This window comes from Actinomadura chokoriensis (assembly GCF_039529475.1).
Classification (GTDB): Bacteria; Actinomycetota; Actinomycetes; order Streptosporangiales; family Streptosporangiaceae; genus Spirillospora; species Spirillospora bangladeshensis.
The window spans coordinates 729240-755618 of the sequence record NZ_BAAAMW010000001.1; the positions used below are offsets into that span (position 1 = coordinate 729240).

Sequence of the window (26379 nt, forward strand, 5' to 3'; positions counted from 1 at the left end):
TCACGCTCAGGACACGACTTCCTATCGCATCAGTGATGCTGTGTCATAGCGCCGCCACCCACCGCGACCAGCGGGTCGTCCGCAAGGCGTTCACGCGCCATGAGCGTGGCTCCGGCGACCGCGCCCGGCATGGCGAGCACCGCGCCCAGGGGAATGAGGAACACCACAAAAGTCGCGGCGCCGAACCCGGCCACCAGCGGCCGGTCGGCCCTCATCCGCGCGAACCGCTCCTTGCGGAGGATGCCGCGCCGCTCCAGCGCGACGGACGTCAGCTCGCCCGCGAGGAAGTAGCCGGACACGAGCGCCGCGACCACGGGGACGACCGTCTGCCCCACCACGGGCAGGAACCCGCACGCGAAGAACACGACGGCGAACGCCAGCGCGATCGCCCCGATGATCAGCGTGTCCTTGATCGCCCGTCCGATCCCGACGAGCAGCGGGACGTCCGGGTCCGGCGGCGCGCCGCCCTGCGACTCCTCCACCCGGACCGCGATGGCCTCGTAGAAGGGGTCCCCGACCAGCAGCGTCACCGCGGTGAATGTGATCATCGCCACGAACAGCGCGGACCCGTAGATCGCGATCCCGGCGACGACCCGCGCGGACGTCCGCGCCGCGTCCGCCCAGCCGTCGGCGAACTGCGTCACCCATCCGGCCAGGTCGTCGATCTGGAGCGCCAGGAAGACCAGCGCGGTCACGTAGACGGCCAGCACGATCAGCGCCGGGATCAGCCCGAACAGCCACTGCGCCGGATGCCGCGCCATCCAGCCGATGCCGCGCAGCAGGTAGCCGGCGCCGCCGAACAGATCCTTGACCGCGGACGGCTTCGCGGGCGCCTGCGGGATGTGCGGTTGGCTCACGCACCCAGACCCTATAGTGCAGGGAGCCCCACAAGCCGGGCCGAACGCTCCCAGACCGCCCGCGCCAGCTCCGGATCCTTCAGCGGACCCGCGGTCGGCAGCAGCCCGGCCCCCGGCGTCGAGCTGTAGAAGCCGCCGCTGCGGCCCTCGAACCCGGCGTCCAGCGCGAGCCGCAGCACCGGCCGCGCCCCCTGCGCCGGCGTCCGCACGAACGGGGTGTGCGACAGCAGCGCCCCGACCCTTCCGCTGCCGGGCACGTTCCGCAGCAGCGCCGTCGCGACGACGCCCGGGCAGACCGCGTTGGCGGTGACCCCGCTGCCCTCCATCCGGCGCGCGAGCTCCCGCGCGAACAGGATGTTGAGCAGCTTCGACCGCCCGTAGACCCGCATCGACTCCAGCGGCCCGTAGGATCCGGGCTCCGCGAGCCGCTCCACCTCGAACCGGTCCGCCTGCCGGTGCGCCTCCGACGCCACGACCACCACCCGCGACGGCGCGCCCTTCTCCAGCAGCCCGAGCAGCAGGTTCGTCAGCAGGAACGGCCCGAGATGGTTCGTCGCGATCATCCGGTCGTACCCGTCGGCGCTGACCTTGGCCCGCGTCAGGTGCGCGCCCGCGTTGTCGACCAGCACGTCCAGGCGGTCGAACCGCTCCTCCAGCGACGCCGCGACCCGCCGGACGTCCATCTGCACCGACAGGTCCCCGATGAACGTCTCGACCCGCGCGCCCGGCACGTCCCGTCCCAGCTCCTCGACGGTCGCGGCGGCCCGCATCTCGTTCCGGCACACGATCCCCACCAGGAACCCGGCCCGCGCCAGCCCCCGCGCGATCTCCCTCCCGATCCCGGACGTCCCCCCGGTGACAATCGCGACCCGACCCATCCCCCCACCGAACCACCCCACCCCACCCCCGGCAACACAACCCCCGCCGTCACCCGCCCCCGATGACCTTCCGCCGCAGCCGCACCCAGAGCACCAGCAGGAGCCGCTGCCACTCGGGCAGCAGCAACCGCATCAGGACGTCCTCCCGAATGTCCCGCCGATCCCTGCGGCTCCCGGCCCATGCCCGGACGAAGTCCACCATCAGCTCCCGTCGCGCCGGGTTCCCTTCGGCGACCATGACGATCAGCGAGACGATCCGCGGGCACAGGTCCGGTCGCGCCTCCGCCGTGTCGAGCCAGAGCATGACCAGGTCCGGGAACCCCCCGTAGCCGGCCTCCGTCCCGATCTCCACGGTCGTCATCAGCGACCATGCAGGCACACAGCGCAAGGGGTCGACCGCACCGGGCCCGGTGAGAATCAACGCGAGGCCGCCCGAGTCCCTCTCGGCCGCCAACTCCAGGAACAGCGCGGCACCGAAGAGCGCGAGCTGCTCCCGTCCGGGTGCCGGATCGGCACCGAGGTCCGCCCAGGCGAGAGCCGCCTGGACGACCGCGGCGCGGTGCCCGGCCGCCAGTTGCAGTGCCGCCTCCAGCGCGACGGAACGGACCGCGTCACCGCGGACCGCGAGCCGCGCGATCGCGCCGAGGACGTCGTGCAGCCTGGACGGGCCGCCGTCGGGCGAGTTCGCCAGCCGATCGAGCAGGATCCGCAACGCCACGCCCGCGAGGCCGGCGCCCTGCGAATCCAAGGAGAACCCGGCGGCGGCCCGGCACCACCCGAGCGCCGCCGCGAACACCTCCTCCTCATGGAACCGCGCCACTTCGAGGGCCGCCTCGGTCACCTCGTCGCGGACCCGGACGTCGCCGTGCGTCGCCAGATGCTTGAGCCGGGTCATGGCGACCGACGGATCCGTCCTGCCGAGCACCTGGCAGACCCGGGCGATCGTGAGCTTCAGCGTCTGCGGCCTCCGCCCGTCCCGCGACCACTCGTAGAGCCTGGTGCGCACCTGCCCGCCGACAACCGGATGCAGGCAGGTGCGGGCCAGCACGATGAAGGCGAAGTCCGCCCTGCGGTGATCCGCCCATGCACGGGCGGCCTCCAGGATCCAGTCCCCGAAGCCGTTGTCGGCGGCCAAGTCGGCGAAGACCTCGGTCGTCCTGCGCCGGAGCACCGCATCCAGCACCACCGCATCGTCGGTCGGCAGTCCGGACAGCCATGCCAGCAGGTCGGTCCGCGCCAGCGGATAGTGAGCGCAGACATGCCGCAGAACCGACGGCGCGTAACCATGCCGCCGGAAGACCAGCCGGTCGTCCACGCGGTCGGCGCCGAGCAGTTCGGTCAGCCCCGTCGACGGGCGCCAGGCCAGCCCGCCGCCCTCCACGTTCATCTGCAGGTGCCGGGCCAGCGAGAGCGCGGCCCCGTAGACGCTCGACTCGTCCGCCGGTGCGATCGCCGCGGCGGCGATCAGCAGCGTCTGGTCCCGCAGCCCGGAGTATTCGGTGAACCAGTCGCGCAGTTGCCCGTCCCAACCGAGGTAGGCCCGCTCGACCTCCTGCTCGTCACCGATGTCCTTCACCAGCTCGGCGAGGCGGCGCGCGTCCCCGGGCGAGGCGCCCTTCAGCAGTTCGGCGGCGCGCGGCCAGTCCGGCCAGCCCGTGTCCCCGAGGCCCACGACGGCGAGCCGCCGCCGGTAGACGGCGCCGGCGGGCGGCGGTTCGACCACAACGGTCCGGCAGGCGCCGGCGAACCGGCTCAGCTCCGCCTCGGTGCCCACCACGAGCAGGAGGCCCCTGCCTTTGCGGGACACCACCTCAATGCGGGAACGGAGATCCTTCTGGTCTCCTTCGTCGGCCGCGCGCACCAGGTACGCGCACCCGGCGCTCCAATCCTCCTCGGTGTCCTCCTCGGCGATCGTGGACGGGCGGACGGGCATGCCCGGATGGACGTCCCGCGACGTCGCGATGGCCGTGGTCGTCACGCCCGCCCCGGCCGGTCCGGCGAGCATGATCACGCGCTCCCGGCGGAGGACGTCCACGATCAACCCGTGGTTGCGGGCGGGCACGTAGTCGGCGACGCGGTCGCCGATCTCGCCTTCCGCGAGGTTCATCGCCCCGCGCCCGCGCCCGGCGTGGTAGTGCATGATCAGATCTCGGGAGACGGTGTTCCCGATCGCGTTCTGGGTCTCGTCTCCGGTGACGGCCACGTCGTCGATGTCCGTCATCGGTGCTCCTGCCGGAAGTCGCCGCCGACGGTGTTGCCGATCCCGTTCTGGACGCCGTCGCCGCTGATCGTGATGCCGCTGATGGACGTCCCGGACGTCGGCGGCGCGGGTGCGGCACGTTTCTCGGCCGCCTTCACACCGCCGTCCGCACGCAGAGTGGACGGCGCCGGAACGTACAGGTAGGCCAACTCGGCGTACTGCTTGACCCGTGCCTCCACCTCCGTGAACTGGCTCGCGCGCAGGCCGGTCCGCCCGCCCGCGACATAGTCGCCGAACAGGACCCGCGAGAGCATGAAGGCCGCGAAGGTCACCTCGGGGTCGCTGCGTTCGAGGGCGTCGCGAAGCGGACGGCTGTCGAGCAGGCGGCAGACGTCGATGACGGCGGTCGAGATGCCCGGCGCGTCCGCCCGTTCGTCGTCCACGAGCCCGACATGCAGCGCGACCCGCAGCCGGAGCCGCAGCCCGCGCGCCCGCAGCCCCGGGGCGCCGTCCGCCAGGGCCTCCTGGAGGCGCCGCGGGAAGGGGTCGACAAGCGCGGCCGCCGCCTCGTGCGGCAGGACGGCGAGGATCCCGTCCCCCGTGCTCTGTACGAACCGGGCGTTCCGCCAAGTCGCTCCCAGCCCGCTCGCATGGCAGGCGGCGGCCAGGACACGCCGGATCTCCAGATGCAGGTCCGGCAATTCGACATCGCGGTACGCGCTGAACTTCTCGGCGTCGACAACGAGAACGGCGCGGAACTCTTCCATGCCCACACCTTGCGGCGCGGCGGCGGCGAGCACTGTCAGAAATCAGACAGATCCCCGGCCTGATGCGGCCAGGGACTGGAGCAGGGGAAGGTCGGTGATGACGGTGCGGCCGCGTTCCGTCGAGACGGCGCCGAGGTCGCGCAGGCGCCCCAACTCGACCGCGACGACGCCGCGGGACAGGCCGACCGCCTGGCCGATCTCCGACTGGCCGAGGCCCACCTCCCCGCTCGGCACCGCGAGCCGCAGCAGAGCGCGGACGACCCGGGGACCGGCGGGCAGCGCCGCCGTCTCCGCGCGCCACTCCTCCCCTTCCCGCAGGCGCCGCAACGCGCGGCGCAGCAGGTCGGTCTCCGCGTCCGTCGCCCGCACCAGTGCGCGGAAGCGGTCCGCGGCCACGACGCGGGCGACGCACCGGTCCATCGCGATGACGGTCGCCGACCGGCCGTCCCCGCCCAACACGGCGATCTCGCCGAGGAGTTCGCCGGGTCCGCGGACGGCGAGCAGCAGCACCTCGCCGTCCGGAAGGGTGAGGAGAGCCTTGATCCGGCCCGATAGCAGGAGCAGGACATGCGACGGCGGGTCGCCCTGGCGGAGCAGGACGTCGCCCGGCCGGAACCGCCGCTCCGCGCCCGCCGCGACGAGGGACTCCCACGTCCGCACCGGGACGTCGACGGGGACCATGCACCCATCATGCCCCTGGCACTGGACTAGAACGCGTTCTAGTATCTCGGCCATGAGGTTCACCTATGCCGAGGCGATGACCGATCCGGCGTTCTACGCGCCGCTGGCCAAGGCCGCCGAGGACGCCGGTTACACGAGCATGTCGATCGCCGATTCCGTGGTCTACCCGAGGGAGTCCGACTCGACCTACCCCTACACCGCGGACGGCAACAGGGAGTTCCTGGAGGACAAGCCCTTCATCGAGACGTTCATCCTCATCGCGGCGCTGGGCGCGGTGACCACGACGCTGCGCTTCACGCCGTTCGTGCTGAAGCTCCCGATCCGTCCGCCCGTGCTGGTGGCGAAGCAGGCGACCTCGATCGCGTCCATGACGGGCGGCAGGCTCGGCCTGGGCGTGGGGCTCAGCCCGTGGCCGGAGGACTTCCAGGTGATGGGCGTCCCCTGGGAGCGGCGCGGCCGGCGGATGGACGAGGCGATCGACATCATCCGCGGCCTCAGCACCGGCGACTACTTCGAGTTCCACGGCGAGCACTTCGACATCCCGGCGATCAAGATGACGCCGGCCCGCCCGTTCCCGATCCTGGTCGGCGGGCACAGCGAGCCGGCCCTGCGCCGCGCGGTCGTCCGGGGGGACGGCTGGATGCACGCGGGCGGGGACGACCTGGACGCCCTCCTGGCCAGGCTGAACGACATCCGCAAGCAGGAGGGCAGGGAGAACGACCCGTTCGAGGTCCACGTCATCTCCATGGACGCCTACACGCCCGACGGCGTCAAGCGCCTGGAGGACAAGGGCGTCACCGACGTGATCGTCGGCTTCCGGTCGCCCTACGCCAAGGGCCCCGACACCCAGCCCCTCGCCAAGAAGATCGAGCACCTGGAACGCTTCGCCGAGACCGTCATCGCCAAGGTGGGCCCATGAAACAGGAACACGTTGCAGACGCCGTCGCCTGGAACGCCTCCACCGCCGACCACCCGGCCCGCCGCGCGGCCCGCGCGTCCATGGCGGCCGTCATCGAGGGCCGCAAACAGGACTGGCTGGCCCTCTTCGCCCCCGACGCCCTGGTCGAGGACCCGGTGGGCCCGTCGTTCCTCGACCCCACCGGCAACGGCCACCGCGGCCCCGAGGGCATCGAGGCGTTCTGGGACGACTTCATCTCCACCATCGCCGGCTTCCGCTTCACCGTGGCCGACTCCTTCGCCAACGGCCCCTGCTGCGCCAACGTGGCGACGATCACCACCACGACGCCCGACGGCTCCACCATGACCATCGACTGCGTCCTGATCTACACGGTGAACGAGACCGGCCAGATCACGTCCCTACGAGCCCACTGGGAGCCCGACCGAGCCATGGCCACCCTCACCCACCCCTGACGTGGCCGGTCACGCCTCGTTCCCGGCCGCGAGCCGGGCGGCCAGCGCCTCGGCGACCTGCTCGCCGATGTCGCGCGGGATCGCCGCGGCGATCCGCTCCGGGGTGAGCCTCGCCAGGACGGCGGCGGCGACGGCGTCCTCGTCGACGTCCGCCGGGGCCTGGTCGAGCAGGCTCCTGACCAGCGCCTTCGTCTCGGCCGCCCGGCCGTAGGTCTCCCGGAGCACGTTCTTGGCCTGCATCAGGTCCTTGGACGATCCGGGAGGCGCGTCGAGCGCGAGGTTCCACACCGCGAGGGCGACCTTCTGCACGTCCTTGTCGGTGAGGGGCATGTCGTCTCCTTCGATGAGCCGGGCGACATCGTCCCGGAAGCGCTTCATGTTCACGCTGTGCGGGTCGGGCTTCTGGGTGTTGACCTCCTTGTGGCCCTTCACCCGCGAGACCGGCAACCCGAACTCCCTGCACAGCTCGGCGCACAGCCGCTCGTAGGCGTCGATCTGGACGTCCGGCCACGGCTGCCGGCCGTCGTTCTCCGCCTCGATCCCGAGGCTGTTGGAGTTCGTGTGGTCGGCGGATGTGCAGGGCGCGTTATGCCAGCACCGCCCGGCCGCGATCACGTAGATGCGCCCGGACCGCCCGAGCCCGAACTGCGAGAGAGGCCCGTCCAGCCCCGGCCGCCCGTCCCGGACGACCCCCAGCGACGGATAATCGCCCCCACCGGACGCCCCGGCCGTGTGATGGCAGACGATCCCGCGCACATACGGCTGCGGACCATGGCCGCGCGACTTCCACCCGGACACCTCGGTAACGGGGTAACCGGTACGACGCGCAACTTTGGCAAGTTGCGTCAGGTACGGCAAGAGTCCCTCCCAACGCGGCACGGAGACCGGCGCCGAGCAGCGTACCGACTCCCCTCATCCCCCCAACGCAGACATGCCGCCCGACACCCGACAAGCAGCCCAACCACCCCGAACCAACCGCACCTCGACATGGAGCAACTGGCACCCCGCCCTGAAAAACGAAAACGGCCGCCTGCGCAAGCAGACGGCCACCCCGCAACGGCCGCAAGGCGATCAAGCACCGCAACCGGGAGGGGGCGTGGGGGCGGAGCCCCCACACCGGGGGTCTGGGGGTCGCCCCCCAGAAAGACAGAACCGAACGGCGAAGGCCCCCGCAAAGCGGGGGCCGAGCACACGTCGTCCAAGTGGAGGTGGCGGGAATCGAACCCGCGTCCTTCGGTGATAAGTCAGGGCTTCTCCGGGTGCAGCCTGCTTGGCGTTTTCTCAGTCCCGGCGCTCACGCAGGCGTGTCGCCGACGGACTCAGTCGCTGTTGGGTGTTCCTACCGGCCCCGCGACCGGGTCGGTAGGTGGAGTCTCCTTACGATGCCAGACCCCGGTTCGGAGACGCTACCGGGCTGACAGAGTTCGCTCCTCGCTCAGGCGGCGAGGGCGAACTCGGACTGCTTCTTGTTGGCAGTTATTGGTTTGCTGTCACAGGATTTACGAGGTCACGACAGCAACCCTCGACCCGCTTCCCCTGGCTCGAACGACCGAAGTCGAAGCCGGTCACCCCCATGTTGAGTTGTCAAAGCGGTCGTCCGGGGACGTCCGCACGATGACGTTACTAGGGTAACGCCTGTGCGGGCAACGTTATTTCCCCCTGGACGACCGTGAACCCCGGTGGGCGCGTGCTGTGTCGCGCCCACCGGGGTCGACCGGCAGGGTCGGGCCGGTCCGGACGGCAGAGCCTCCCCCGAGACGAGGCTCTGGTCTCATCACGGCGACTGGGTCCCGCAACCCCCCAAGCGGTGGCCCAGTCACCTGTAATGACGTCCCGGAGCGGCGGGTTGGTTGCGTCCCGCGCGTAAAGACATCCCCAACTCAGGGACGGCCGGTCAGGAACCGGGCGGCGAGCTTCGGGGTGTTGACGGGGCCTTCGACGGCGATCGCGAAGGCGCGGTCGCCTTCGGAGCCGACGAACCAGGAGACGGTCTTGGTGTCGCCGCCGCGCACGTAGGTGGCGAGGGCGGCGACGCCGGCGTCGGCGTAGCCGCCGCGGGCGTTGCCGCGGTCGGCGGTGCGGCCGAGGACGCGCTTGAGGCTGACGAGGGGTTCGGAGCTCAGCGTCTGGGCCGGCGGCGCCTGGACGGTCTTGGTGATGTCCTTGAGGACGTACGGGGGCCGCCAGGTGCCGTTGGACGCCGCGGCCGCGACGAGGGCCATGGCGAGGGGGCTCACCTCGACGTTGCCCTCGCCGACCATGGCGGCGGCCTTCTGCCCGTCGTTGACGGGCGTGGGCAGCGTGCCGGTGAACGCGGGGACGGTGAGGCCCCAGTCCTTGCCGATGCCGAACTTGGCGGCCTCCTGGACGAGGGTCTGCGCGTCCAGCTTGGCGCCGAGCTGCGCGAGGGCCGTCGTGCAGGACGCGGCGAACGCGTTGGCGAAGGCGGTCTCGCCGTGCGCCTTGCTGGTGAAGGTCTTGCCGCCGATGGTGGCGGTGCCGGGGCAGGCCGTCTCGGTGGTCTGGTTCATCCCGGCGTGCGAGAACAGGGCCTCGGCGGACACGATCCCGAAGGTCAGCCCCGGCGGGTAGTGGCCTTCGAACGCGCGGTTCTCACCGTTCGTCCCGTGGTTGGACGCGGCGAGGACCTCGCCGGTGCTCGGCCGGACCACGACCATGGACGCCGGGTAGGACAGCCCCTTGAGCGCGAAGTCGGCGCGGGCCTGGTAGCCGGGGTCGAGGGTGGTGCGGACCTCCTCGGGCTGCTGGCCCTCCCAGGACCGCAGCTCCTCGGTGTTCTTGCCGGACTCGTCCTGCGCCACGACGCGGACGGTCGGGGTGCCGGCGAGGCGGCGCTGCTGGAGCAGCTGGACGCCGCTGACGCCGATCGTGTCGCCCGGCTGGTAGGGGGCGCCGACCTGCTGGAGCCGGTCGGCGGTGGCGGGGCCGAGGTTGCCGATCAGCTCGGGCGCGTACGCGGGCGCGATCGGCGCCTGGATCGGGGCGAAGTGCAGGCCGGGGATGGTGTTGAGCCGCTGGATGAGCGCGTTGTGCGCGGGGACCTGGAGGGTCAGCAGGGGCAGGAAGTCCTGCGGCGGGGCGGAGCGGACGCGGCCGAGGAGGCGCTCGGCGTCGAGCCGGCGGCCGCCGTCGATCTTGGTCTGCTTGGCGAGCTGCTCCAGGGTCTTCGCCGGGTCGGCGAGCTGGCCGGGGTACACGCCGACGTTGTAGGCGCCGACCTCGCGCAGCAGGGAGCGGCCCAGCGTGTCGGTGATGGGCGCGCGCTTCGGCACCTCGGTCACCACGGCGAGCCGCTGCCCCGGCTTCAGCTTGGTGTTGATGACCGACGGGCTCCAGACGACCTTCCACTTGCCGCCGACGCGGCGCAGGTGCATCAGGCCGGGGTACTCCCACGGCTGGCCGTTCTCGCCGAGGTCGATCTTGACGGTGAAGCGGGCGTCGGCCTCGTCGCCCTTCTTGACGACCTGGTCGACGCCGCTGCCCTCCACCTCGGTGCCGAGGGACAGCCGCAGCGACGCCGCGTCGAGCTGCTCGCGGACGCGGCCGAGCGCCTGCGCGACCTGCTCCTTGTCGGCGCCGACGGTCTGGTCGGCGGCGGCCTCGTAGTTGCCGACCTGCCAGGCGATGAGGAAGTCGCGGACGGCGGGCATCGCCGACGGCTCGGCGCGGGCGCCCGGCATCATCGTCGCGACGAGGGCGCCGGAGACCACCAGGGCGCCGCCGGCGAGCACGATCGCCCGCCGCGGGATTCCGCGCCGCCGCCGCCCGTCCTGGTTCTTCATCGACACCTTCACCGTCTCCTGAACCGGGCCGCCGCCGCCTTCTGCATCTCGCGGTCGGCTTCCCGCTTGGCGATGGCCTGGCGCTTGTCGTAGGACTTCTTACCACGGGCCAGGCCGATCTCGACCTTGGCCTTGCCGTCCTTGAAGTACAGGGCGAGCGGGATGAGCGTCCAGCCCGGCTCGGACGACTTGGCGATGATCTTCTGGATCTCGCGCTTGTGCAGCAGCAGCTTGCGGCGCCGGCGCGGCGCGTGGTTGGTCCAGGTGCCCTGGGTGTACTCGGGGATGTGGACGTGCTCCAGCCACACCTCCCCGTCCATCACGTGCGCGTAGCCGTCGACGAGGGAGGCGCGGCCGGCGCGGAGCGCCTTCACCTCGGTGCCCATCAGCACCATGCCCGCCTCCCACGTGTCGTCGATGTGGTAGTCGTAGCGGGCGCGCTTGTTCTGGGCGATGATCTTCCGCCCGGTGTCCTTCTTGTCCTTCTTGCGCCCGGTGTCCCGTGCCACGTCATCAGTCCTTGTCCGGCGTTCGTCTGTCGAGCACGGTCGCGTGCAGGCCGCTCAGCACCGTCCGGGCGCGCCGCTCGGCCGCGTCCGGCGGCCGGTCGGCCGACACCGCGACGTCGGGCTCGATCCCGACCCCGTCGAGGTTACGGCCGCCCGGGGTGCGGTAGCGACCGACGGTCAGCTCGATGACCGACCCGTCGGCGAGCTCGATCGGCTCCTGGACCGAGCCCTTCCCGTACGTACGCGATCCTACGATCACCGCGCGGTCCCGGTCGCGCAGGGAACCGGCGACGATCTCCGCGGCGCTCGCGGTGCCGGCGTCGACGAGCACCACCAGCGGGACGTCGGCGTCGCCCGGCACGGTGACCGTGCGCCGCTGGACGGGCCGGCCGCGCGGCTCGTAGGTCACGACGGGGCCGCCCGGCAGGAACGCCGAGGCCGTGTCGACCGCCTCGTCCAGCAGCCCGCCGGGGTTGCCGCGCAGGTCGAGGAGCACGCCGCCGGTGGGCCGACCGGACGGCGACCGCCCGGTCACGGCGGCGCGGACCTCCTCGCCCGTACCGCGTGTGAAGGCGCCGACGCGGATGAGGCGCGCGTGCTCCGGCAGGGCGGTCACCGTGACGTTCCCTCCAGGGACGGGTGTGCGGACGAGGTGGAACCGTAAGGTTCGACGGCCGCGTTCCACGGTGAGTTCGACGGCTTCGTCCGGACGTCCGCGCAGCGCCGCCGCGACCCGGGAGATGTCCCAGCCGGCCACCGACCGGTTCCCCACGGCGGTGACGGCGTCGCCGGCCCGCACTCCGGCGCGCGCGGCGGGGGTGCCCGGCTGGACGCTCGCGATCAGCACGCCGGTGCCGCGGTCGGAGCCGCCGAGCCACAGCCCGACGCCGCTGTAGCGGCCGGTCAGGCGTCCTTCGACGTCGTCGTACTCGCGGGCCGGGTAGTAGTGCGCCCATTTGTCGCCGAGACCGCGCAGCATGCCCTCGATGGCGGCGCGGTCGAGTTCGCCGCGGCCGACCGGCTCGGCGGCCCGGCGCCCGATCTGCGCCGCGGCCTCGTCCAGCACCGACCCGCCGCCCGCGACGGCCGCGTGCCGCTGCGAGCCGGAGCCGCTCACGACCCCGGCGCCGTACGCGCAGACGATCGCCGCCGCGACGGCCGCGCCGCGCAGCACGCGCCCGGGCCGCCTCCTCAGCGGCGGCACGGGTTCAGCGGCGACACGGTGCGGACCATGCGGCAAGTGTAGGGCGGCCGGACGTCCCGGATCCGGCACTCGCCCCGGATCCGGGCACCGAGGTCAGATCTTCAGGTATCTGCGCAACGTCAGGAACGACGCGACGGCGCAGAGCAGCACACCGAAGCAGATCGACACCACGATGACGGCCATCACCGTGCTCCAGCCGAGCTGGCTGACGAGTTGGACGTCCCCGGCGAGTCTGTCGATCAGGAGTTTCTTGCTGAACACCAGCAGGATCGAGGAGAAGATGCCGCCGATCAGGCCGGCGATGGCCCCCTCCAGGATGAACGGCATCTGGATATAGGTGTTGGACGCGCCGACCAGCCGCATGATGCCGGTCTCACGGCGCCGGTTGAACGCCGACAGCCGAACGGTGTTGCCCACCAGCATGACCGCCGCGATCACCTGGATCAGCGCGATCGTCAGCGCCGCGACCTGCAGGCCGTTCAGGATCCGGAAGAACCGCTTCAGGATCTCCTGCTCGTTGATGACCGTGTCCACGCCGGGCTGGCCGAGCATCGCCTGCGCGACCGCCTTGTACTCCTCCGGGTTGCGGAGCTTGACCCGGAACGAGTCGGGGATGTCGCCCTCGCGGGTGCTCTCCACGAAGCCCGGCGAGCCGGAGAAGCGGTCCTTGAACCGCTCGTACGCCTGCTGCTTGTTCTCGTACTCGACGTCGGAGACCTGCGGCATCTTCTTCAGGCTCGCCTGGAGCGTCTGCCGCTGCTGGTCGGTGACGTCCTGCTTCTGGCAGCTCGGGTTGGAGCTCGTCTTGGCGCACAGGAAGATCGAGACCTCGATCTTGTCGTACCAGTAGCTCTTGGACGCGTCGACCTGCTGCCGCAGGAGCAGCCCGGTGCCGAAGAGCGCCATGGCGATGGCGACGGTGATGACGAGGGAGATCGTCATCGTCATGTTCCGGCGGAGACCGATCCAGATCTCCTGGAGAACGAACTGTACGCGCATGCCTCGCTGTCCTTGATCGCCTTGGGTCCGCCCGGAACCCGGGCGGCCTCATGAGGGAACGCGGCCCGAAGCGGGCGGTCCCCGCCTTCGGGCTGTCGTACGCCCCGGCGGGAATCGATGGTTCAGATGGTCAGTACGCCTGGCCGTACACGCCGCGGGACTGGTCGCGGACGACCCTGCCGTCCTCCAGCTCGACGACGCGCTTGCGGAAGGCGTCGACGATAGCGGCGTCGTGGGTGGCCATGACGACGGTGGTGCCGGTCCGGTTGATGCGGTCCAGCACCTTCATGATGCCGATCGAGGTGGCGGGGTCGATGTTCCCCGTGGGCTCGTCCGCCAGCAGGATCATCGGCCGGTTCACGAACGCCCGCGCGATCGCGACGCGCTGCTGCTCGCCGCCGGACAGCTCGTCCGGCATCCGGTGGGCCTTGCCCTCCAGGCCGACGAGGTCGATGACCTCCGGGACGACCTTGCCGATGAAGCGCCGCGGCTTGCCGATCACCTCGAGGGCGAACGCGACGTTCTCGAAGACGTTCTTGTTGGGCAGGAGGCGGAAGTCCTGGAAGACGCAGCCGATCCTGCGGCGCAGGTGCGGCACCTTCCAGTTGGTGAGCCTGCTCAGGTCCTTGCCCGCCACGTGCACGTGACCCTGGGAAGGACGCTCCTCCTTCAGGATGAGGCGCAGGAAGGTCGACTTGCCGGAGCCGGACGGACCCACCAGGAACAGGAACTCGCCCTTCTCGATGGCGACGTTCACATGCTGCAGGGCGGGCCGGTTCTGGCTCGGGTAGACCTTGGTGACGTTGTCGAAATGGATCACGGCTGCATCACGGCGGTTCGCTGTAGGGGTTGGGGAGCGGCCCGGCCCGCGGCCACGGACGGGTCCGTGGGCACTTGCCTGCGCCGCCCGGCTTCACGACCGGGTGGGACGCGGAGCCTTCGAGCAGTGTAGAGGGGACCGGCAACTACCTCGTCCCACTCGGCGAGGTACGGGTATCCGAGGACGTCGTTCAGCCCGATCGGTGTCCTCCGTCCGATCAGTGCCATGTGATCCGTCTCCCGACGTCCGGCCGTTTCCTACCGTCAAGGTCCCGGACTTGCCGGAACGACCATACAGTCCGGCTACGCTGGATGATGGCGAAAGATACCTAATAAGTGGACGGACACCGAAGAAGCGGACGCTTCGCCGGACGCTTCCCGCACGGACCCGCGAACCGATCCCGGAGATTGGGGCCCACGACATGAGCTGCGAACATCTCATCTGCGCTCGGTGCTCGAACCCGGTGGTGGAGGGGCGCTGCCCCAGCTGCCGGGCCGCCCGGTCGGAGATGCACCGGCACGGGCCGTCCATCCCGCCCGCGATCGTCCTGGCCGCGCTGGTGGCGCTGCTGTTCGCCGCCCTCGTCCTGCGCCGCGTCTACGGCTGAGCCCTCCCGGCCGCGCTTCCGGCGCGCCGGCCCGCTAGGGCTGCTTGAGCGGCGGGGTCGCGGCCTTGGTGACCGCGCCGTCGTCGGCGATCATCTGCGCCTTCGGCTGCGGTCTGCCCTTCTTGGCCTTCGCCGGGTCGTAGGCGGCGAAGTGCATGGTGCTGGTCGTGTCGACCTCGTTGCCCTCGACGGTCCCGTCCAGGAGGTGCTCGGCGTCGTCGGGGATCTCCGGCTTCGGGGTGCCCGGGTCTTCGGCGACGAGCGAGGTGTTGCGGAACAGCGAGTAGACGACGAGCCCGCCGCCGGTCTCCGTCCGCAGCCCGAAGTAGGGGAACGGCGTCGCGGTGTAGACGGCCTGGAACGCGAGGTCCTTCTTCTTGGCCTTCTTCTTCTCGTGCCTGTCGTCCCGGTAGAAGCCGGTCGTCACGTCGTTCGGCTTCATCACCTTGGCGGCGACGCTGCCGCCGCCCTCCGCGGCGATCGTCGCCTGGATGCCGCCGACGTCGCGCGGGCGGATCAGGAGCGAGGTGTCATCGCTGCTCAGCGCCTGCGCGTAGCCCTCGTCGTCGACCGCGACCTTCGGCACCTTGGCCTTCTTCTGCAGGAGCGTCGCCAGCGTGAGCTTCCAGTGGTCGGACGGCCCGCGCAGGACGAACGCCATCAGCGCCGTGTGCTCGCTCTTGGGCCGGCCCAGGACGGATCGGTCGACCGACACCACGAACCACTGCGGGTAGGCGGCGTCCTTCAGCCTCGGCACGTACAGCCTGGGCTCGCCGTAGACGAAGCGCCGCACCGGGTCGCCGTCGTAGGCGGCCTTGCGGAACTCGGCCGCGGTGAGCTGGGACTGGCCGTCGGACGTCCAGGTCAGCGCGAGCCTCTCGTCGCCGGCGGCGCGCGCCACGTCCTCGTCGGTGACGTAGGTGCGGAACGCGCGCTCCGCGACATCGGGCGTCAGCGGCGCCGGCTCCGGCGGCAGCGTCTCGGGCACGCCTGCGACGGGCCGCGCCTCCGTCCTGCTCTCGGCGCAGCCCGCGGCGGTGAGCGCGAGGATGAGCGGCACCACGGCCGCGATCACCCGCAGGAACCTGTGCACAGACCCGTCCCCCGGACCGAACTCCGCGCCGGCCGTCGGCGGCCGGCCCTCCCGGCCCGTGATTCTGCCATCGACACGATATCGGCCGGTGCACGGACGTTACCGCGAAGCGTACGCATCTCGGCAAGGCCACTGCATAACGGCGATAAGCTCGGACCGTGGCAGGCATCGATCCGGAAGAGCAGCTCAAGGAGCTCGGCACGACGCTCACCAGCATCGAGCAGGTGCTGGACCTCGACGGCATGCGGCGCGACATCGCCGAGCTGCGCGAGCAGTCGGCCGACCCCGACCTGTGGAGCGACCAGGAGCGCGCCCAGTCGGTGACCCGCCGCCTGTCGCACCTCGAAAGCGAACTGGGCCGGGTGGAGGGCCTCCGGCAGCGGCTCGACGACGCCGGCACCCTCTACGAGCTGGCCAGCGAGATGGACGACGCCGACACGCGCGCCGAGGCCGACGAGGAGCTCGCGGCGCTGCACAAGGCCGTCCAGCAGCTGGAAGTGCGCACGCTCATGTCGGGCGAGTACGACGCCCGTGAGGCGCTGGTCACCATCAACGCGCAGGCCGGCGGCGTGGACGCGGCCGACTGGGCCGAGCAGCTCCAGCGCATGTACCTGCGCTGGGCCGAGCGGCACGGCTACCCGACGGAGGTCTACGAGACGTCCTACGCCGAAGAGGCCGGGATCAAGTCGACCACCTTCACGGTGAAGGCCCCCTACGCGTACGGGACGCTGCGCGGCGAGCACGGCACGCACCGCCTGGTGCGGATCTCCCCGTTCGACAACCAGGGCCGGCGGCAGACCTCGTTCGCGGGCCTCGACGTCGTCCCCGTCGTGGAGCAGAGCGACCACGTCGACATCGACGACAGCGACCTGCGGGTGGACGTGTACCGGTCGTCCGGGCCGGGCGGCCAGGGCGTCAACACCACCGACTCCGCGGTGCGGATCACCCACATCCCGACCGGGATCGTGGTGTCCTGCCAGAACGAGCGCAGCCAGCTGCAGAACAAGGCCACGGCCATGAACGTCCTGCAGGCCAAGCTCCTGGAGCGCAAGCGCCAGGAGGAGGCGGCGAAGATGTCCGAGCTGCGCGGCGAGGGGACGAGCAGCTGGGGCACGCAGATCCGCAACTACGTGCTGCACCCGTACCAGATCGTCAAGGACCTGCGCACCGGCGTCGAGGCGGGCAACCCCTCCGCGGTGCTGGACGGCGACCTCGACGAGTTCATCGAGGCCGAGATCCGCTGGATGCGCCAGCAGGAGACGGCGGTCTGACCCCGGCGGCCCGCCCCTGACCTGCCGCGGGGTCCTCTCGGCGGTGTCTTTCGGGCGGAGTTCCGCATTCACAGAGTGACTGCACGGTCACTCTGCGAGGATGGCGCGTGGTCCGGATCACCGTCGCCATTCGGGGGGCTTCATGGCCGCACGCACGCACGTTCCGATCCTGGTGCCCGGCTGCCTGCTGGCCGCGGCGCTGTCCGCCGGTTGCTCCGGCGGCGGCGCGCCCGCCGAGGCGGCGAAGGCCGCCGGGGCGCCCGCGCTGAGCAAGGCGCAGGCGCAGCAGGTGCTCACCTCCTACGCCGCGGGGGCGAACCGCGCGGGGAAGCGGCTCAGCGGCAGGCACCTGCGCGCGATCGAGGCCGATCCGCAGCTGTCGATGGACGCGGCCGCGCTCAAGCTCCGGCGGGCCGTCCGCAAGCGCCCGCCGAAGCTGGCCTTCTCGCACACGACGTTCTACATCCCGCGGCTGACCGGCTACCCGCACTGGTTCGCGGCCGACACCGTCACGGGCGAGGGCGACCGGGCGCTGCGGCACGCGATGCTGTTCACGCAGGCCAAGGCGGGGGCGCCGTGGCTGCTGACCGCCGACCCGTTCCCGTCCGCGCCGTCCCTCGCCACGATCGCCCTCGACCCGGACGGGTTCGCCACGCCCGTCGACCCCGGCGCGAAGGACCTCGCGGTCGCCCCGGAGAAACTGCCGCAAGCGCACGCCGCGCTGCTCACGAGCGGGCCCGGCGCGTCCGGCGCCGCACTGCTCGCCGACGGGGCGAAGACCAACGAGACCTACAAGGCGCTCAAGCAGGGCGAGCAGACCCTGGCGAAGCGCGGCGTGACGCTCTCGTCCCGCTTCTCCCCCGCCTCCTACCGGACGTACGCGCTGCGCACCAAGGACCGCGGCGCGGTGGTCTGGTATGTCCTGAAGCAGAATGAGGCGTACTCCGCGGCGAAACGGGGCAGGTTGGCGGTGAGCGGGGATCTTGTCGGGCTCGCCCCGGCCAAGGCCGCCAAGACGCGCATGGACACCACCGTCCTCGTGCAGTACCTGGCCACCGTTCCACCCAAGGGCCGCGCCACGGTCAACGGCATGTACCGCAAGGCCGTCGCGGCGCACGGCTCCTGATCTCCGTCGGGTGCCGGGCAGTCCCGCTCTTCTGACCGCTGCAGCGGAACCGCCCCGGCACCCGACGGCTGTGTTTTTTTGCTTTTTTCTCCTCCTTCGGGCCCTAGAGGGCCCTCCATCGTCGAAAAACGCTGTGCGATCGCTGTGTTTTTCGCCTTCTTCTCCTCCTTCGGGCCTGGCGGCCCTCCATCGTCGAAAAACGCTGTGCGATCGCTGCATCGCATCCGACTCGCCTAGCGGCTCGCTGCGCGATCAGGTTCTCGCTTCGCTCGAACCTGCCTTCGGTCGCGATCGCGCGGATTGAGGTCGTCGCGTGGTTGCGGCGGTGGCTGAGGTCTGCGCGCCCCTACCCGACCAACAAAGGCCAACGGGCCCGGTGATCCCACCGTCCGGGTAAGGCCCTGGCCACGTACGTTGCTAGCAGGCTGCCGCCTGGGCGGGCGGACGTTCTACACTTGCGCGGCGAGTCTGATCAATCGTCTGCCGGGGTGGGTTGTGCGCCTTGTGCCTTTCGTGGCTTTGGCCGCGCTGGTCGCCGGGTGTTCGGCTTCTGGGGCGGGTGCTGGGGGTGGGGCTCAAAAGCCTGGTGGTGTGCCTGCGGTTACCGCTGATGAGTCGGTCACGGTGCTCCGGGAGTGGACGGAGCGGCACAACAAGGCGATCACGTCGGGTGATGTGGGGCTGTGGCGCGAGGCGGTGATGGGGGCGCTGGAGGCTCCTGTCAGTGCGCGCGTGCGTACCTATGGGAAGTTGCCCGCGTCAGCGAAGATCTCGTTATCGAATCCGGTGTTCTACGTGCCGCGCCTGGACGGGCTCCCCAGGTGGTTCGGGGTTGCGGGGCTGGAGCGGTCGGGTGGCGAGGACCAGCAGGTTCTCGGTGTTTTCGTGAAGGCGAAGAAGGGTGATGAGTGGCGCGCGGCGCACTGGTTGACGTTTCAGGGGAAGCCGCCGCAACTCGCGTACGACCAGGAGGGGTATGCGATTCCGGCACCCGATCGCGGGCTGCCGGCAGCGCATGCGAAGTACCTTGCGGACGGTGACGAGAGCGCCGTGGTGCCGGACACTTATTCGCGGGACGCCCGGACGAAGAAGGTCGGTGACTGGACGGCCGAGCCGGCGACGTTCACCCCTGGGCCCGGCACGTCCTATGCCCTGCGCACTCAGGACGGCGGGTCGCTCGTCTGGTACGGGTTGAGGCAGGAGCAGACGCTCACCGACGGTACGGAAGGCACCCTTCCTGCGGAGGTCGGCGACTATCTGGAGAAGAACGGCGACAAGCCTGAGAAGGCACTGCGCGTCTCCTGGCAGTGGCTCGCCCTCGGGTATGCGCCGTCTTCGGGTAAAGCCCGTGTTCTGGGTGAGTCGGTTTCTCTGGCGTCCGCGGGCTGAGAAGCGTGCGCCCGCCCCGGGGTGGGGCGGGCGCCGATGATCTCTTACGCTTCGCTGCTCGGCAGGGAGCTGGCCGTGACCAGGGTGCGGATGGCGCCCAGGGCCACCGAGAGGGTGGCGAGGTCGAAGCTGTCGCTCTCCCAGATCTCGCTCAGCGTCTGCTGGGCGCGCTGGACGGCCGGCTTGTTCTTCTCCGCCCAGAGGATCATGCGCTCCTCAGGGCGGCCGCCGGGCTCACTGGTGATCAGGACGTCCCGGGTGAGGGCCGCGTGCGCCGCGTACAGGTCGTCGCGGAGCGCGGAGCGGGCCAGCGTGCGCCACTTGTCGTCGCGGGGCAGCGCGATGATGCGCTCCCGCAGGCGGGACAGCTGGAGGCGGTCCGCGAGGTCGAAGTAGACCTCGGCGACCTCCTCCACCGGGCGGCCCGTGTCGTGCGCGACGCCGACCAGGTCGAACGTGGAGTAGGCCGGGACGAACGCGGCGCACTGCTCGGCCAGCTCGTCCGGCACGCCCAGTTCGGCGAAGCCGTCGCGGCGCTGCTCGAACGCGGCCAGGTCGAGGCCGACGAGCAGCTTCGACACGTGCGCGCCGAGGGTCGCGGCGCCGCCGCTGAAGAAGTCGATGCTCTCCCTTATGTCGAACGGGGGCCGCCGGTTGTGCAGCAGCCAGCGGGCGGCGCGCTCGGTCAGCTTGCGCGCCTCCAGCAGCATCGCGATCTGCGTCGACTCCTCGACCTGGTGGGAGAGGCCCTCCACCGCCGTCCAGAAGCGCGGCATCTGGAAGACGTCGCGGGCGACGAGGTAGGCGCGGGAGATGTCGGACGCCGACGCGCCCGTCTCCTCGTTCATCCGGAACACGAACGTGGAGCCGCTCGCGTTGACCACGTCGTTCACCACGGCCGTCGTGATGATCTCGCGGCGCAGGGGGTGCCGGTCCATGTAGGCGCGGAACCGCTCGCGCAGCGGCGTCGGGAAGTAGTCGACCAGCCACGACTCCAGGTAGGGGTCGTCGGGGAGGTCGGAGGCGACGATCTCGGCGTCCAGCGCGAGCTTGGCGTAGGCGAGCAGGACGGAGAACTCCGGGCCGGTCAGCCCGAGCCCGGACTGGCGCCGCTCCGCGAGCGCCTTGTCGTCCGGCAGGAACTCCAGGTGCCGGCTGAGCCGGCCGTCGCGCTCCAGCTTGCGCATGTACCGGGCGTGGACGTGCAGCATCGCGGGCGCCTGCGCGCGGGACGCGGCGAGCACCACGTTCTGCGCGTAGTTGTCGCGCAGGACGAGCCGCCCGACCTCGTCGGTCATCTCGTAGAGCAGGCCCTCGCGCTGCTTGCCGGTCAGCTCGCCGTCCCGCACGACCTGGTCGAGCAGGATCTTGATGTTGACCTCGTGGTCGGAGGTGTCGACGCCGGCGGAGTTGTCGATGAAGTCGGTGTTGATGATGCCGCCGCCGCGCGCGAACTCGATGCGGCCGAGCTGGGTCACGCCGAGGTTGCCGCCCTCGCCGACGACCTTGCAGCGCAGCTCGGCGCCGTCCACCCGGACCGGGTCGTTGGCCTTGTCGCCCACCTCGGCGTTGTTCTCGATGGACGACTTGATGTAGGTGCCGATGCCGCCGTTCCACAGCAGGTCGACGGGCGCCGTGAGGACGGCCCTGATCAGCTCGTACGGGGTGAGCGCCTTCGCCCCGTCCTCGATGCCGAGCGCGGCCCGGATCTGCGGGGTGACCTGGATCGACTTGGCGGTGCGGGGGAAGATCCCGCCGCCCTTGGAGATCAGCGCGGTGTCGTAGTCGGCCCAGCTGCTGCGCGGCAGCTCGAACAGGCGGCGCCGCTCGGCGAACGACGCGGCCGCGTCCGGGTCGGGGTCGATGAAGATGTGCCGGTGGTCGAACGCGGCGACGAGCCTGGTGTGCTCCGACAGCAGCATGCCGTTGCCGAACACGTCCCCGGACATGTCGCCGATGCCGACGGCGGTGAAGTCCTCGTTCTGGACGTCCTTGCCGAGCGCCCGGAAGTGGTACTTGACCGACTCCCAGGCGCCGCGGGCGGTGATGCCCATCGCCTTGTGGTCGTAGCCGACGGACCCGCCGGACGCGAACGCGTCGCCGAGCCAGAACCCGTACTCGGCGGCGACGCCGTTGGCGATGTCGGAGAACGTCGCGGTGCCCTTGTCGGCCGCGACGACCATGTAGGTGTCGTCGCCGTCGTGGCGGACGACGTTCGGCGGCGGGACGACCTTGCCGTCCACGAGGTTGTCGGTCAGGTCGAGCAGGCCGGAGATGAAGTCCTTGTAGCAGGCGATCCCGGCCTTCTGCCATGCCTCCCGGTCGACGGACGGGTCGGGGAGCTGCTTGCCGACGAAGCCGCCCTTCGCGCCCGCCGGGACGATGACGGTGTTCTTCACCGCCTGCGCCTTGACCAGGCCGAGGATCTCGGTGCGGAAGTCCTCGCGCCGGTCCGACCAGCGGAGCCCGCCGCGCGCCACCGACCCGAACCGCAGGTGCACGCCCTCGACCTTCGGCGAGTACACGAAGATCTCGTACATCGGCCTCGGCTGCGGCAGGTCGGGGATGAGCGCCGGGTTGAACTTCATCGCCAGGTACGGCTTGCCCTGGTAGTGGTTCGTGCGCAGCGTCGCCTGGACGAGCGCGAGGTAGGCGCGGAGGATGCGGTCCTCGTCGAGGCTGGCGACCTCGTCCAGCTTGCCCTGGAGCTCCTCGGTGATGCCGAGGCTGCGCTCCTCCTCGCCACCCTGCAGGGACGGGTCGAGGCGGCTCTCCCACAGCCGGACGATCAGCCGGGTGATGGAGGCGTTGCGCAGCAGCACCTGCTCCACGTACCGCTTGGAGAACGTCATGCCGGTCTGCCGCAGGTACAGCGCGTAGGCGCGCAGGATCATCGCCTCGCGCCAGTTCAGCCCGACGTGCAGGACGAGCGCGTTGAACCCGTCGTTCTCGATCTCGCCGCGCCACAGCGCCGTGAAGGCGTCCTGGAAGAGGTCCTTGATGGCCTCCTCGGGGACGTCCGCCGGCGGGACGTACCGGAGCCCGAGGTCGTAGATCCAGAACCGGCGGTCGTCGGAGGTGCGGATCTCGTACGGGCGCTCGTCCACCACCTCGACGCCCATGTTCTGCAGCAGCGGCAGCACCCGGGACAGCGAGATCGGCTCGCCCAGCCGGTAGATCTTCAGCCGCCGCTCGCCCGGCTCGGCGCTGAACGGCTCGTACAGGTTGATGGAGGTGTCGCCGTCCCCGGTGAGCTCGTCGAGGCGGCGCAGGTCGGCGACGGCGGTGCGGGCCGGGAAGTCGGCCTTGTAGCCCTCGGGGAACGCCTCCCCGAACGCGCGGCCGAGCGTCCCGGAACGCTCCTCGCCGCACTGCTCGACGACCGCGTCGGCGAGGTCGTCCTCCCAGGAGCGGGTGGCGTTGGCGAGCCGCTCCTCCAGCTCGGCGACGTCGACGTCCGGCAGCGGGCGGCCGCGCTCGCCGCGGACGACGACGTGCAGCCGCGCCAGCAGCGACTCGGTCACGTTCGCGCTGTAGTCGACGCTGACGCCCTCGAACGCCTGCTTCAGCAGGTCCTGGATGCGGAGCCGGACCTTCGTGGTGTAGCGGTCGCGCGGCAGGTACACCATGCACGACATGAAGCGGCCGTACAGGTCCTTGCGGAGGAACAGCTTCAGCTGGCGGCGCTCGCGCAGCCGCAGCACACCGAGGGAGATCTTCAGCAGGTCGTCGACGGAGATCTGGAACAGCTCGTCGCGCGGGTAGCTCTCCAGCACCTCGACGAGGTCCTGGCCGTCGTAGCTGTCGCGGGTGAACCCGGCGAGCTCCAGCACCTCGTCCAGCTTGCGCTTCAGGACGGGCACGTGCGCGATCGACTCGCTGTAGGCGACGTGCGTGAACAGGCCGAGGAAGCGGCGCTCCCCGACGACCTCGCCGGTGTCGCCGAACTTCTTCACCCCGATGTAGTCGAGGTACAGGGGCCGGTGGACGGTCGAGCGCGAGTTCGCCTTCGTCAGCACCAGCAGGTGCTTCTCCGTCGCCCGCTCGCGGACCTCGGGCGGCAGCGCCGCGAAGCTGTCGGACTCGCGCTTGTCGCTGCGCAGGATGCCGAGGCCCGTGCCCGGCTCGGGGCGCAGCGCCGTGCCGTCGCCGGTCAGCGTGTAGTCGCGGTAGCCGAGGAAGGTGAAGTGCCCGTCGCGCAGCCAGTCGAGCAGCTCGACGCCCTCGGCGAGCTCCTTGTCCGGCAGCGGGGGCCGCTTCTCCTGGATCGCGGCGGCGATCTCGCCGGCGCGGGAGCGCATCTTGGCCTCGTCCTCGAAGGCGACCCGGACGTCCTGCAGGACGCGGAGCAGGTCGCTCTCCAGCGCGTCGAGGACGGCGCGGTCGCTGGTGCGGTCCACCTCGATGTGGATCCAGGACTCGTCGACGTCGGTGTCGCTGTCCAGCTTGTGGCGGAACGCCTTCAGGTGGCCGGCGACGTCGCGGTCCACGCCGAGCAGCGGGTGGACGATCAGGTGCGTGGTCAGCTGGTGCCTGGTCAGCTCCATCGTCACCGAGTCGACCAGGAACGGCATGTCGTCGGTGACGACCTGGACGATGGTGTGGCCCGGGTCCCAGCCGTACTCCTCCAGCGTCGGCGTGAAGACGCGCACCTTCGCGCGTCCCTGCGGACGCTCCTCGCCGAGGGCCCGGTGCGCCATCGCCGGCCCGCCGATGTCGGCCGGGTCGCGCGCCAGCAGGTCCTCGTGGGCGACCTGCCGGTAGTAGAGGCGGAGGTACTCGACGACCTCCGCCACGTCCCCACCGCGCGCCCCCGGGCGCTGCCCGCACGTCTCAGCGGCCCGCCGGAGCAGGTCGTCCTTCGCTTGATCGAGCATGCCGCTCATCAACAACTCCCCTTGAGACCCTTCGCCACCTCGTTGTGGCGCCGCTCACTGCATGAGCGTAGCCAGGAATCACCTCAAAGCCGACCTGCTATGCAGCAAGCTCAACGTGGCCTGCGCCACCCTGCGAGCCCACCCTGCCAGGCAGCCCGGCCGCCGCGGCGATTCCCCTGCCGTGGTATCAGAACGGGGACGTCAGCCGCCGTTCACCTGGCCGGTGCCCGGCCCCGGAGTGCCGGACGGGTCGGGCGGATCGGGCGGATCGGGCGTGGGATCGGTGGGCTCGACCGGCGGCGGCGACGACTTCGTGGGCGCGGTCGTGGTCGGCGTATCCGGCTGCGTCGGGCTGGTGGACGGCGTCGGGCTGTCGGACGGCGACGCCGTCCCGGTGGGGTTCTGCGTGTAGGACGGGGCCGTCGTCCGCTGCTCCGGCCGGTGCGTCGTCGGCGGCGCCATGCTCGGCACGACGCTGCTCGACCCGGGCGGCGCGCTCGGGTCGCTGACCTTCTGCCCGGCCTTGCCGTTGTCGCCGGTGCTGAGCATCAGCACGGACGAGACCACCACGATCGCGACGAACAGCGCGGCGGCGCCGGCCAGCGCCGCGGACCGCCCGGAACCGGCGAGCGCGTGCCGCAGCCCGCCGCGGCCGCCCTCGGCGCCCCGCTCGCCCACCAGGACGAGGTCGGGCGGCAGGGTGGCGTCGGCGGCCCATCCGGCCGGGGCGCGCCGCCGCTCGTCCTCGCCTGCGGCCGGGTCGGTCTCGACCGGGGCGCCCTCGTCCCGGAACGCGGCGGCCGGAAGCTCGAGGTCGTCGAACACGTCGGCGTCGTCATCGTCGAAGACCGGGTCGTCGCCGAACACCGGGTCCGGGTCGAACAGGTCGTCGTCGGCCTCGGCGGCGCGCACGGACCCGGCGGCGAGCATCGCGGTCTCGTCGGTGGCGCTCGACCGGGGCGCGGGACGTCCCGCGCTCTCCTCGTGGCCGAGCAGCCGCATCAGCACCTGCCGCGCGCCGGGGCGCAGAGCCGGGTCCTTCTCCAGGCAGTCGAGGACCAGTTCGCGCAGCGCCCCGCCGAGGTCGCCGAGGTCGGGCTCCTCGTGCAGGATCCGGTTGATCACCGCGGGGATGGTGTCCTGACCGAACGGGGGCTCCCCGGTCGCGGCGAACACCAGCGTCGCGGCCCAGCAGAACACGTCCGCGGGCGTGCCGACCTCGTCGCCGCTGATCTGCTCGGGCGCCATGTAGGACGGGGTGCCGATCACCCGGCTGGTGAGCGTGGTGGCGCCGCTGATCGCGCGGGCGACGCCGAAGTCGATGACGCGCGGGCCGTCCGGGCCGATCAGCACGTTGTGCGGCTTGAAGTCGCGGTGGACGATCTTGGCCTGGTGGATGGCGGCGAGCGCCGTCGCGGTGCCGATGGCGAGCCGGTCCAGCGCCGCGCCGTCGAGCGGGCCCGCGTCCAGGACCTGCTGGTTCAGCGACGGGCCCGGCACGTACTCGCTGACGATGTAGGGGCGGTCGCCGTCGGCGTCCGCGTCGATCACCTGGGCCGTGCAGAACGGCGCGACCTGCTTGGCGACCTCCAGCTCCCGCAGGAAGCGGGCGCGCGCCTTGTCGTCGGAGGTCAGCTCGGCATGCAGCAGCTTGATCGCGACCTGCCGGCCGTCCTCGTCCACGCCGAGGAACACCGCGCCCTGACCGCCCTCGCCCACCCTGCCGATCAGGGCGTACGACCCCAGCCGATCCGGGTCACCGGATCGCAGCGCCCCAACCTCCATGCGTGGAACCGTCCCTCTCCTCGATCGACGGGCCGCCTGGTTCGGGCCCGGATCACCCCTCCGACTGTGTGACGCCCGAACCCCGAGGGAAGTTCACCCGTTCCGGCGGGGTACCACCCTAATGGCGTCACTTCCCCCAGCG

The 26379-nt window shown here is 71.1% G+C and carries 20 protein-coding genes and 1 other RNA gene; 6 read left to right on the plus strand and 15 right to left on the minus strand.

What is annotated here, in order from left to right; genetic code table 11:
* Positions 1-29 precede the first annotated feature (29 nt).
* Genes ABFX46_RS03520 through ABFX46_RS03540 form a run of 5 tightly spaced genes read right to left on the minus strand, consistent with a single transcriptional unit; the run spans position 30 to position 5383 of the window.
* Positions 30-857 (minus strand): EI24 domain-containing protein, encoded by an 828-nt coding sequence (locus ABFX46_RS03520; protein ID WP_346039869.1) that lies wholly within the window; start codon positions 855-857, stop codon positions 30-32.
* A gap of 11 nt (positions 858-868) precedes the next feature.
* Positions 869-1735, minus strand: a complete 867-nt coding sequence (locus tag ABFX46_RS03525; RefSeq protein ID WP_346039870.1) for an SDR family NAD(P)-dependent oxidoreductase — start codon at positions 1733-1735, stop codon at positions 869-871.
* A gap of 49 nt (positions 1736-1784) precedes the next feature.
* Positions 1785-3956, minus strand: a complete 2172-nt coding sequence (locus ABFX46_RS03530; RefSeq protein ID WP_346039871.1) for a hypothetical protein — start codon at positions 3954-3956, stop codon at positions 1785-1787.
* Positions 3953-4702, minus strand: a complete 750-nt coding sequence (locus ABFX46_RS03535; RefSeq protein WP_346039872.1) for a hypothetical protein — start codon at positions 4700-4702, stop codon at positions 3953-3955. Before ABFX46_RS03535 ends, ABFX46_RS03530 begins: the two co-directional genes overlap by 4 nt.
* A gap of 42 nt (positions 4703-4744) precedes the next feature.
* Positions 4745-5383 carry a Crp/Fnr family transcriptional regulator gene (locus ABFX46_RS03540; RefSeq protein ID WP_346039873.1) on the minus strand — a complete coding sequence of 213 codons (639 nt, stop codon included), beginning with the start codon at positions 5381-5383 and terminating at the stop codon, positions 4745-4747.
* A gap of 52 nt (positions 5384-5435) precedes the next feature.
* Here ABFX46_RS03540 and ABFX46_RS03545 point away from each other — a divergent pair, with 52 nt between their 5' ends.
* Both ABFX46_RS03545 and ABFX46_RS03550 read left to right on the plus strand, forming a co-directional pair.
* The gene (locus tag ABFX46_RS03545; RefSeq protein ID WP_346039874.1) at positions 5436-6302 is read left to right on the plus strand and encodes a TIGR03619 family F420-dependent LLM class oxidoreductase; all 867 of its coding nucleotides are present in this window, start codon (positions 5436-5438) and stop codon (positions 6300-6302) included.
* Positions 6299-6754 carry a nuclear transport factor 2 family protein gene (locus ABFX46_RS03550; protein ID WP_346039875.1) on the plus strand — a complete coding sequence of 152 codons (456 nt, stop codon included), beginning with the start codon at positions 6299-6301 and terminating at the stop codon, positions 6752-6754. The genes ABFX46_RS03545 and ABFX46_RS03550 overlap by 4 nt, the downstream gene beginning before the upstream one ends.
* A 9-nt stretch (positions 6755-6763) precedes the next feature.
* On the opposite strand, the gene ABFX46_RS03555 is transcribed toward ABFX46_RS03550, so the two are convergent.
* The 7 genes from ABFX46_RS03555 to ftsE all read right to left on the minus strand — a co-directional run bounded on the left by ABFX46_RS03555 (position 6764) and on the right by ftsE (position 14089).
* On the minus strand, positions 6764-7510 hold the full coding sequence (locus ABFX46_RS03555; protein WP_346039876.1) for a peptidoglycan recognition protein family protein: 747 nt from the start codon (positions 7508-7510) through the stop codon (positions 6764-6766).
* 444 nt (positions 7511-7954) lie between these two features.
* Positions 7955-8327: a transfer-messenger RNA gene (gene ssrA / locus ABFX46_RS03560) on the minus strand.
* 307 nt (positions 8328-8634) lie between these two features.
* Complete coding sequence (locus ABFX46_RS03565) at positions 8635-10557, minus strand: penicillin-binding transpeptidase domain-containing protein (RefSeq protein WP_346039877.1); 1923 nt, start codon at positions 10555-10557, stop codon at positions 8635-8637.
* 8 nt (positions 10558-10565) lie between these two features.
* Positions 10566-11066 carry an SsrA-binding protein SmpB gene (smpB, locus tag ABFX46_RS03570; protein WP_163058001.1) on the minus strand — a complete coding sequence of 167 codons (501 nt, stop codon included), beginning with the start codon at positions 11064-11066 and terminating at the stop codon, positions 10566-10568.
* A 4-nt stretch (positions 11067-11070) separates the two neighbouring features.
* A complete protein-coding gene (locus tag ABFX46_RS03575; RefSeq protein WP_346039878.1) occupies positions 11071-12240 on the minus strand; it encodes a S41 family peptidase in 1170 nt (389 codons plus the stop codon).
* A 123-nt stretch (positions 12241-12363) separates the two neighbouring features.
* Complete coding sequence (gene ftsX, locus ABFX46_RS03580) at positions 12364-13269, minus strand: permease-like cell division protein FtsX (RefSeq protein WP_131944149.1); 906 nt, start codon at positions 13267-13269, stop codon at positions 12364-12366.
* 130 nt (positions 13270-13399) lie between these two features.
* Positions 13400-14089, minus strand: a complete 690-nt coding sequence (gene ftsE / locus ABFX46_RS03585) for a cell division ATP-binding protein FtsE (protein ID WP_131944148.1) — start codon at positions 14087-14089, stop codon at positions 13400-13402.
* 421 nt (positions 14090-14510) lie between these two features.
* Between ftsE and ABFX46_RS03590 the strand changes: the two genes are divergently transcribed.
* A complete protein-coding gene (locus ABFX46_RS03590; protein WP_163058261.1) occupies positions 14511-14696 on the plus strand; it encodes a hypothetical protein in 186 nt (61 codons plus the stop codon).
* 34 nt (positions 14697-14730) lie between these two features.
* On the opposite strand, the gene ABFX46_RS03595 is transcribed toward ABFX46_RS03590, so the two are convergent.
* Entirely contained in the window at positions 14731-15789 is a 1059-nt protein-coding gene (locus tag ABFX46_RS03595; RefSeq protein WP_346039879.1) for a DUF8094 domain-containing protein, read from the minus strand.
* A 158-nt stretch (positions 15790-15947) separates the two neighbouring features.
* On the opposite strand from ABFX46_RS03595, the gene prfB reads away from it, so the two are divergent.
* From prfB to ABFX46_RS03610, 3 genes are all read left to right on the plus strand, one after another.
* Positions 15948-17060 (plus strand): peptide chain release factor 2, encoded by a 1113-nt coding sequence (gene prfB / locus ABFX46_RS03600; protein ID WP_346039880.1) that lies wholly within the window; start codon positions 15948-15950, stop codon positions 17058-17060.
* A gap of 142 nt (positions 17061-17202) precedes the next feature.
* Positions 17203-18186, plus strand: a complete 984-nt coding sequence (locus tag ABFX46_RS03605; RefSeq protein WP_346039881.1) for a DUF8094 domain-containing protein — start codon at positions 17203-17205, stop codon at positions 18184-18186.
* Between the two features lie 591 nt (positions 18187-18777).
* Complete coding sequence (locus tag ABFX46_RS03610; RefSeq protein ID WP_346039882.1) at positions 18778-19575, plus strand: DUF8094 domain-containing protein; 798 nt, start codon at positions 18778-18780, stop codon at positions 19573-19575.
* Between the two features lie 44 nt (positions 19576-19619).
* Here the strand turns inward: ABFX46_RS03610 and ABFX46_RS03615 are convergent, their stop codons facing one another.
* Positions 19620-24461: an NAD-glutamate dehydrogenase gene (locus tag ABFX46_RS03615; RefSeq protein WP_346039883.1), complete on the minus strand. Its 4842-nt coding sequence runs from the start codon at positions 24459-24461 to the stop codon at positions 19620-19622.
* A 192-nt stretch (positions 24462-24653) separates the two neighbouring features.
* Positions 24654-26237: a serine/threonine-protein kinase gene (locus tag ABFX46_RS03620; protein WP_346039884.1), complete on the minus strand. Its 1584-nt coding sequence runs from the start codon at positions 26235-26237 to the stop codon at positions 24654-24656.
* Positions 26238-26379 lie beyond the last annotated feature (142 nt).

What these genes read in the sequence shown, in the direction of transcription:
- ABFX46_RS03525 (WP_346039870.1), bottom strand. Translation starts at nt 1,735, where the DNA reads ATGGGTCGGGTCGCGATTGTCACCGGGGGGACGTCCGGGATCGGGAGG.
- ABFX46_RS03530 (WP_346039871.1), bottom strand. Translation starts at nt 3,956, where the DNA reads ATGACGGACATCGACGACGTGGCCGTCACCGGAGACGAGACCCAGAAC.
- ABFX46_RS03535 (WP_346039872.1), bottom strand. Translation starts at nt 4,702, where the DNA reads ATGGAAGAGTTCCGCGCCGTTCTCGTTGTCGACGCCGAGAAGTTCAGC.
- ABFX46_RS03540 (WP_346039873.1), bottom strand. Translation starts at nt 5,383, where the DNA reads ATGGTCCCCGTCGACGTCCCGGTGCGGACGTGGGAGTCCCTCGTCGCG.
- ABFX46_RS03545 (WP_346039874.1), top strand. Translation starts at nt 5,436, where the DNA reads ATGAGGTTCACCTATGCCGAGGCGATGACCGATCCGGCGTTCTACGCG.
- ABFX46_RS03550 (WP_346039875.1), top strand. Translation starts at nt 6,299, where the DNA reads ATGAAACAGGAACACGTTGCAGACGCCGTCGCCTGGAACGCCTCCACC.
- ABFX46_RS03565 (WP_346039877.1), bottom strand. Translation starts at nt 10,557, where the DNA reads ATGAAGAACCAGGACGGGCGGCGGCGGCGCGGAATCCCGCGGCGGGCG.
- ftsX (WP_131944149.1), bottom strand. Translation starts at nt 13,269, where the DNA reads ATGCGCGTACAGTTCGTTCTCCAGGAGATCTGGATCGGTCTCCGCCGG.
- ABFX46_RS03590 (WP_163058261.1), top strand. Translation starts at nt 14,511, where the DNA reads ATGAGCTGCGAACATCTCATCTGCGCTCGGTGCTCGAACCCGGTGGTG.
- ABFX46_RS03605 (WP_346039881.1), top strand. Translation starts at nt 17,203, where the DNA reads ATGGCCGCACGCACGCACGTTCCGATCCTGGTGCCCGGCTGCCTGCTG.
- ABFX46_RS03615 (WP_346039883.1), bottom strand. Translation starts at nt 24,461, where the DNA reads ATGAGCGGCATGCTCGATCAAGCGAAGGACGACCTGCTCCGGCGGGCC.
- ABFX46_RS03620 (WP_346039884.1), bottom strand. Translation starts at nt 26,237, where the DNA reads ATGGAGGTTGGGGCGCTGCGATCCGGTGACCCGGATCGGCTGGGGTCG.